General features: G+C 69.4%; 4 protein-coding genes and 1 pseudogene. 4 read left to right on the top strand and 1 reads right to left on the bottom strand.

Features of this window, described 5'->3' with window-relative positions:
- Window positions 1-91: 91 nt before the first annotated feature.
- Window positions 92-945, bottom strand: a pseudogene (locus ACFU53_RS45685) (EmrB/QacA family drug resistance transporter); the annotation flags it as partial.
- A gap of 428 nt (window positions 946-1,373) precedes the next feature.
- Between ACFU53_RS45685 and ACFU53_RS45690 the strand changes: the two are divergent.
- The 4 genes from ACFU53_RS45690 (at window position 1,374) to ACFU53_RS45705 (ending at window position 6,489) form a co-directional block, all read left to right on the top strand.
- A complete protein-coding gene (locus ACFU53_RS45690) occupies window positions 1,374-2,642 on the top strand; it encodes an MFS transporter (protein WP_384006031.1) in 1,269 nt (422 codons plus the stop codon).
- 59 nt (window positions 2,643-2,701) lie between these two features.
- Entirely contained in the window at window positions 2,702-4,096 is a 1,395-nt protein-coding gene (gene zwf, locus ACFU53_RS45695) for a glucose-6-phosphate dehydrogenase (protein WP_384006033.1), read from the top strand.
- A 119-nt stretch (window positions 4,097-4,215) separates the two neighbouring features.
- Window positions 4,216-5,454: an MFS transporter gene (locus ACFU53_RS45700; protein ID WP_384006035.1), complete on the top strand. Its 1,239-nt coding sequence runs from the start codon at window positions 4,216-4,218 to the stop codon at window positions 5,452-5,454.
- 84 nt (window positions 5,455-5,538) lie between these two features.
- Window positions 5,539-6,489: an SDR family NAD(P)-dependent oxidoreductase gene (locus ACFU53_RS45705; protein ID WP_384006037.1), complete on the top strand. Its 951-nt coding sequence runs from the start codon at window positions 5,539-5,541 to the stop codon at window positions 6,487-6,489.
- Window positions 6,490-6,544 lie beyond the last annotated feature (55 nt).

The following is a 6,544-nucleotide window of genomic DNA, read 5'->3' on the forward strand; positions in this document are numbered from 1 at the left end:
CGTGTGTGCCGTCCCGGCCCCGCCGTTGTTCACCGCGCCACGCGGACGCGGTGCCCGAGGGTTGGCGGTGTGTCTGTCAGCTCCGGCGCGTTCACCCCAGCGGGTTTGGTGTCCGACCAGCCCGCCCCCCGTTCGAGCCCGGTAGCTGTGACGTCAGGTCCTCGACAAGTTCGACCAGGTCCGTCGGCCGGTCGGGCCCCCACCAGTCGCCGAGCAGTTCGGCGAAGGCGTCCTCGCGCGCCGCCGACAGCTTTGCCGCGGCCTCGCGCCCGGCATCGGTGAGGAGCAGGTCCATGCCCTCGCGTGTGGCCAGGTGCTGCTGCTCGATCTGCTGCAGGGCAGCCTGGATCACTGGCAGCGGCACTTGGCTGTACTCGGCGAGCCGCGTCGGCGACAGCGATCGTTCCGGTCGCAGCGCCCGCAACAGCAGCCAACTGGAGCGGGCAGCAGGTCGTATCCGGCCTTGGCGGTGATCTTCTCGTAGATGCCGCGCCGTCCCTCCCGTGCCCCGAGCACGGACAGGGCCCGCTGCACCTCCTCGCGGGAGGAGCGGTGCACGGGGTGGGCGCTGATTGTCTGCGCCAGGTCGGGCGCGGTGACCGAACCGCGCAGCCTGTCCTCCTTGAGCAGCCGGGCCAGCGCGAAGGCGAGCAGGACGATCGGGGCCGCGTACAGGAAAACGTCGGTGATCGAGGTGGCGTACGCGTGCAGCGCGGACGGGCGCAGCTCGGGCGGGAGTCCGGCGATGGCACGCGGGTCGGCTTCGAGCGCGACGGCCGTCTCCGGCGGCGCCGCGCTGGCAAAGGCGCCGCGCAGCTTCTCGTCGAGCCGGCCGGTGAAGACCGTGCCGAAGACGGCGACACCGAACGCGGAGCCGATCGACCGGAAGAACGTGACCCCCGAGGTGGCGACGCCCAGATCCTCGTACGACACCGCGTTCTGCACATGCTGAGCAACAGCGCACCGATGGAAACACGCACCCTGTGCCGGTGCCCCGCCGCCGACTGCAGGTCTGCCGCCCGTTCGCCCACGTCCTGGGCCATTGCCGCCTCCTGAAGTCGAATTCTTCGTGACCTTTCCGGCGCGGCATTACATCGGAATTCGCATATCTGTGCAGGGACGACCGGCGATAGCTACGCGGCAGGAAATGCACATCGCCGCATGAGGGGGAGGGATCCATCCCCTGGATAACTCGTACCGGGGAGGGAAAACTTCTCTTTACTTTCTCCTCGACAACGGGAAATTTATTGTCGAACGCAGAACTGCGCAGATGGATACGCAGACGGGCCGCGTGGAGTCGCTGTGGAGTCGCTTCGGGGGCGATGGCGAACGTCCGCCCTGTCGGGTCTCGGGCCGAAGGAAGCGAGTCACGGATGACCAGAGTCATACCCCCGGCGAGTGGTGCCGTCGGTTCTCCGGCAGTCACGGCACGGGCCGGAGCATTACTTCCCATTGCGCTGGTCGCCGCGTACTACGGCGCCTACATCGCGGTGATGTCCCCGCCCACGGTCAGCATGGCGCTGCGCGTGCGTGACGTGGTCGGCGAGGGCCAGCGGGTCTCCACGTTGAGCACGGTGTTGTCCGTCGGGGCCTTCGCCGCCGCGATCGCCTCCCCGCTCCTGGGCGCGCTGTCCGACCGCACCACCCTGCGCTTCGGGAAACGCCGGACCTGGCTGGTGATCGGCCCGCTCGTCGGACTCACCGGGCTGGCCTGCATCGGCCTCGGCGGCGCGGTATGGCTGCTGGTCGTGGGCTGGGTGCTGGCACAGGCGGGCTGGTCGGGCACGCTGATGGCGGCTCAGGCCGTGCTGACCGAGCGCATAGAACCCGGGATGCGGGGCCGGGTCAGCGGCCTGATGGGCCCGGCCATGCCCATCGGGATGGTCGCCGCGACCCTGCTGGTCAGTCTGTTGGACTTCAGCCCCGCACTGATGCTGCTCGTCCCCGGCCTGATCGGGTTGGCCGGTGCGGCGCTGCTCGTCGCCGTCGTCCCCGACTCACCCGCCGACAAGACCGCCCTCCCGCCCTTCGGCCCGCGCGAGTTCTTCTCCAGCTTCTACGTGAATCCGCGCCGCTACCCCGCCTACGCCTGGGCCTTCGCCAGCCGGTTCCTGATGTTCTCCGGTGTCTTCATCATCCTCACCTACCAGACGTACATCGTCTCGGACCGCATCGGATACGGCGGCGACAGCACCGCCGCCAAGGTCTTCCAGTCCACCTTGCTGCTCGGCGCCGGATCACTGGCGGCCTCGCTGCTGTTCGGCATACTCGACGACCGCACCGGACGCCTCAAACCGTGGCTGCGCCTGGCCGCCCTCGCGTCGGCGGCCGGACTGCTGGTCATGTGCGTCAACAGCTCCTTCGGTATCTTCCTGGCAGGCATGGTGCTCATCGGCGTCGCCCAGGGCGGCTACCTCTCCGTGGACCTGCCCATGGTCAGCCGCGTCCTGCCCGACCCCGAGCACGCCGCGCAGGAACTGGGCGTCTACAACCTGGCCCTCGTCATCCCTCAGATGCTCATCCCGCTGTACGGCTCGCTCATCGTCGGAGCCGACGACAACTATCCGCCGCTGTTCGTGGTCGGCGCCGTCTGCTCGGCCCTCGCCCTCGCCGCCCTCGCGGGCGTACGCGGCGTCAGGTGATCCGCGCAGGACATCCCGCCTCGTGACTCTCACGGACCCTCACGTTCACAGGAGCGACCATGCCCACCCAGACCCCCCGCGCGGATGCCCTCGTCCTCTTCGGCATCACCGGCGACCTCGCCAGGAAGATGCTGCTGCCCGCGTTGTACGACCTGACGCGCCAGGGCTTTCTCGACGTGCCCGTCATCGGTGTCGGCCGCAGCGACTGGGACGACGAACGGCTGCGCCGGCACGCCCGAGATGTCCTGAGCGCCGCTGAAGTCCCCCTGGACGAGGGCGTGTTCGACAAGTTCGCCGCGCTGCTGGGCTATGCCCGCGTCGACTACGACGACCCCGCGAGCTTCACCGCACTCGCCGGCCGGGTCCGGTCGCACGGCTTCCTGACGCACTGCGTCGCCCTGCCGCCGTCCACCTATCCCGTCATCGCCCAGCGGCTGGCAGAAGCCGGTCTGGCCGACAACGCCCGGCTCGTCGTCGAGAAGCCCTTCGGCCGCGACCTGCACTCCGCCCGCACCCTGCAGAGCGAACTGACCCGGCACTTTCCCGAGGAACGCCTGCGCCGTGTCGACCACTTCCTCGCCAAGGACGTCATCGAGGACCTGCTGACCTTCCGCTTCGCCAACACCGCCATCAACGCCGTCCTGGACCGCAGGTTCGTACGCAGCGTCCAGATCACCATGGCCGAGGACTTCGACGTGGCCGACCGCGGTGGCTTCTATGACGCGACCGGCTGCCTGCGCGACGTGGTCCAGAACCATCTGCTGCAGATGCTCGCCTACTTCGTCATGGACGCACCGCGCACCGGCTCGGCCGCCGATGTCCTCGACGAACGCATCCGTGCCCTCCGCGCCGTCCGTACCGTCCGGCCCGAGAACTACGTACGCGGCCAGTACGACGGCTACCTCGACGTCCAAGGCGTCAAGGAGGGATCGACCACCGACACCTACTGCGCCCTGCGCACCTGGGTGAACCTCGATCGCTGGGCCGGAGTCCCCTTCACCATCCGGGCGGGCAAGGCGATGGCCGCCACCGCCATCGAGATCGTCGTCGAACTGCACCGGCCCGTCGAGGGCTACTTCCACACCGCCGGCGCTCAGCAGGCGCCTGCGAACCTGCTGCGTTTCCGCATCAGCCCGCGCGCGGGCGTCACCTTCGATCTGCTCGCCCAGCACGAAGGAGAGGCCACCGAGGTCGACCGGACAGCCGCGACGGTCGACTTCGCCCACCTCACCGGAAGCAACTCCGTCGCCTACACCCACGTGCTGGCCGACGCGATCACCGGCGACCCGCGCCGCTTCACCACCATGGACATGGTCGAGGAGCTCTGGCGCATCGTCGGCCCCGTCCTCGACCTGCCCGGCACGCCCTACCGCTACGACGTCGGCAGCTGGGGCCCGGCGGAGGCCGACCACCTGGTCACCGACGGCCGCTGGCTGCCCCTGGAGCAGGCATAGCAGCCCGGCCCTGTGCCCGAAAGGCAGGACGAGCGCCACGAAAGCCTCCGCTGTCCCGCAGAAGAAATCCGCCTCACCCTGAAGATGCCGTCGACCCGCACTCACCAGGACACCCACCCATGGCTACCCCGGACACCCCCACGCCGCACATCGCGAGTGCCCCCGCCGCAGCGGACGGGAACAGAATGAGCCGCGGCCTGACTCTGCTGTTCGCGATCGCCGGCGGCACCGCGGTCGCCAACCTCTACTGGGCACAACCGCTGCTCGACTTCATCGGCCGCGACCTGCACGCCTCCACCTCGCTGGCGGGCTGGCTCGTGACAGCCACGCAGATCGGCTACGCGGCCGGAGCACTGCTGCTGGTGCCGCTCGGCGATGTCCTCGACCGGCGCCGGTTCATCCCCGGGTTGATGCTCTGCGCGGCCCTCGCTCTCATCGCCTGCGCACTCGCTCCGTCCATCGGCGCGCTCCTGGTCGCGGTCACTCTCCTGGGCCTGACCACGGTCAGCGGCCAGTTGCTCACCCCGCTCGCCGGTGACCTCGCCAACGACACCAACCGCGGGCAGGTGGTGGGGACGGTCGTCTCGGGGCTGCTCATCGGCATCCTCACCTCCCGCACCATCAGCGGACTCCTCGCGGATGCCGCCGGATGGCGCGCCATCTACTTCGTTGCCGCAGCGGTCTCCGTCGCCTTCGCGTTGCTTCTTCACCGCACGATCCCGCGGCTCGCCCCGAAGGCCCGCCTTCCCTACCCGCAGTTGCTGCTCTCGGTCTGGCAGGTGATCCGGCAGGAGCGGGCAGTGCGCTGGACCCTGTTCCTCGGCGCCACCGCCTTCGGCGTCTTCACCATGTTCTGGACCGCCCTGACCTTCCTGCTCAGCGCGCAGCCGTTCTCCTACTCGGTCTCCGTCATCGGCCTGTTCGGCCTCATCGGCCTGGCCGGGGCGCTGGCCGCCCAGCGTGCGGGGCGGCTCCACGACCGGGGCTGGTCCATGCCGGCGACCGGATGGGGATGGGCCGCCATCGTGGTCTCCTTCGTCGTCGCGGCCTTCGCCGGCCGTTCCGTAGCGGGGATCATCGTGGCCATCCTGCTGCTCGACATCGCCGTACAGGGCGTGAACATCCTCAACCAGACACGGCTGTTCGCGGTCGCGCCGCAGGCCCGAAGCCGCCTCAACACGGCCTTCGTCACCTGCAACTTCATCGGCGGCGCGGCCGGCTCCGCCGCCGCCTCCGTCCTGTGGTCCGCCGGCGGCTGGACCGCCGTCTCCCTGACCGGCGCCGGCCTCGGCTGCGTCGCACTCCTCGTGTGGGCCCTCGGCCGCCGCGGACCGCTTCTCAACAAGCGAAGCGCCTGAACGCCTGCCCCAGCACTCGCGGTTGTGGGCGACAGGCATCGAACCGCATGATTTTCCGCTGCTCAAGTTTGGAGCGTTTTAGGCATGACCACTGCACAGCACAAGATCGGCTCCGGTTTCGACGCCATGAGCACCGCCGACGACGTCCTCCAGGGCATCGACTTGAGCGGGAAGCTCGCGATCGTCACCGGCGGCTACTCGGGCATCGGCCTGGAGACCACCCGGGCGGGTGCCCGCGTCGTCGTCCCCGCGCGTCGGCCGGCGGATGCGCGGGAGGCGCTGGACGGGGTTCCCGGTGTCGAGGTGGACGAGCTGGACCTCGGCGATCTGGAGAGCGTGCACGGCTTCGCGGAGCGGTTTCTCGCCTCCGGCAGGCCCGTCGACTTCGTCATCGACAGCGCCGGGATCATGGCATGCCCAGAAACGCGCGTCGGGCCCGGCTGGGAGGCCCAGTTCGCGATCAACCACCTCGGCCACTTCGCCCTCGTCAACCGTCTGTGGCCGGCCCTCGAACGCGGCAGCGCACGTGTCGTCTCCGTCTCCTCCGGCGGCCACCACATGTCCGGCATTCGCTGGGACGACGTCCACTGGGAGCAGGGCTACGACAAGTGGCAGGCGTACGGGCAGGCCAAGACCGCGAACGTGCTCTTCGCCGTGCACCTGGACAGGCTCGCCAGGAACTCCGGCGTCCGCGCCTTCGCCCTCCATCCCGGCGTCATCATCACGCCGCTCCTGCGGCACGTGGCCGAGGAGGAGAAGGTGGAGTTCGGCTGGTTCGACGAGGACGGCACTCTGCTGAACCCCGACTTCTTCAAGAACGCGAGGCAGGGTGCTGCCACTCAGGTATGGGCGGCGACGTCACCCCAGCTGACCGGCCTGGGCGGCCTCTACCTGGAGGACTGCGACGTCGCCGAGCCCGCTCCCGCGGACGGTGACATGCGCGGTGTGAAGGACCGGGCGATCGACCCCGAGCAGGCGGCGCGCCTGTGGGAGCTGTCGGCGGAGCTGACGGGCGTGAACGCGTTCGCCGCGTAGTGCGTGTCCGGCTCGGAACTGATTTTTTCATGGCTGTGGCCGGACGTCGTACGAC

The sequence above is a fragment of the Streptomyces sp. NPDC057474 genome (assembly GCF_042802555.1).
Classification (GTDB): domain Bacteria; phylum Actinomycetota; class Actinomycetes; order Streptomycetales; family Streptomycetaceae; genus Streptomyces.

Bases quoted from the DNA above. Each gene is read 5' to 3' on its own strand.
- ACFU53_RS45705 (WP_384006037.1), top strand. From the start codon at position 5,539: ATGACCACTGCACAGCACAAGATCGGCTCCGGTTTCGACGCCATGAGC.
- zwf (WP_384006033.1), top strand. From the start codon at position 2,702: ATGCCCACCCAGACCCCCCGCGCGGATGCCCTCGTCCTCTTCGGCATC.
- ACFU53_RS45690 (WP_384006031.1), top strand. From the start codon at position 1,374: ATGACCAGAGTCATACCCCCGGCGAGTGGTGCCGTCGGTTCTCCGGCA.
- ACFU53_RS45700 (WP_384006035.1), top strand. From the start codon at position 4,216: ATGGCTACCCCGGACACCCCCACGCCGCACATCGCGAGTGCCCCCGCC.